The organism is Rhodococcus sp. R1101, from assembly GCF_000278445.1.
Classification (GTDB): domain Bacteria; phylum Actinomycetota; class Actinomycetes; order Mycobacteriales; family Mycobacteriaceae; genus Rhodococcus; species Rhodococcus gordoniae.
This window is the reverse complement of the sequence record NZ_AJVB01000778.1, coordinates 1-1,069: the sequence shown is the minus strand read 5'-3', so window position 1 is coordinate 1,069 and position 1,069 is coordinate 1. Positions and strand designations below refer to the sequence as shown.

Sequence of the window (1,069 nt, the reverse complement as noted above, 5' to 3'; positions counted from 1 at the left end):
GCAACTTCACCGAGGCCTTCGGCAAGGTGCTGCGCTCGCTCGAGACCAAGTCCGCCGGTTTCTGGACCGGCCCCGAGGTCGAGGGCACGCTCGAGGAGATCCTCGAAGAGATCCGCACTCCCACGGACGGCCGGTTCTACCGGATCGCCCGGGCGCTCGAGCTCGGCGCGACCGTCGAGCAGCTCTTCGACGCCACGAAGATCGACCCGTGGTTCCTCGAGCAGTTCGCGTACATCGTCGAGCTGGGCGAGGACGTCCGCACGGCCGAGCAGTTCGGTGCCACCGAGCTGCGCTACGCCAAGCACCACGGCTTCTCCGACCGGCAGATCGCGGCACTGCGTCCGGGACAGTTCGCCTCCGAGGACGATGTCCGTGCCCTCCGTCAGGAGCTGGGCATTCACCCGGTCTACAAGACCGTGGACACCTGCGCGGCCGAGTTCGAGGCGAAGACGCCGTACCACTACTCGACCTACGAACTCGACCCCGCGGCCGAGACCGAGGTCGTCGAGCAGCGCGACAAGCCCAAGGTGCTCATCCTCGGTTCCGGCCCGAACCGCATCGGCCAGGGCATCGAGTTCGACTACTCGTGCGTCCACGCCGCGCTGACGCTGTCCGAGGCCGGCTACGAGACCGTGATGGTCAACTGCAACCCCGAGACGGTCTCCACCGACTACGACACCGCCGATCGCCTGTACTTCGAGCCGCTGACCTTCGAGGACGTCCTCGAGGTCTACCGCGCCGAGTGCGAGTCCGGCACGGTCGCCGGCGTCATCGTCCAGCTCGGCGGTCAGACCCCGCTCGGCCTGGCGCGCCGCCTGAAGGCCGCAGGCGTGCCGATCGTCGGTACCTCGCCCGAGGCGATCGACCTCGCGGAGGATCGCGGCGAGTTCGGTCGCGTGCTCGACGAGGCCGAGCTGCCGGCCGCGAAGTACGGCACCGCCACCACCTTCGAGGGTGCGCGCGAGATCGCCGCGGGCATCGGCTACCCGGTGCTGGTGCGCCCGTCCTACGTCCTCGGCGGTCGCGGTATGGAGATCGTGTACGACGAGAAGGCTCTCGAGACGTACAT

1 protein-coding gene is annotated in these 1,069 nt (G+C 68.5%); it reads left to right on the top strand.

Translation table 11 applies throughout. From position 1 onward, the window contains the following. Positions 1-1,069: carbamoyl phosphate synthase preATP-grasp domain-containing protein (locus R1101_RS28620; protein ID WP_037225114.1), on the top strand; the 1,069-nt coding region annotated here is incomplete at both ends.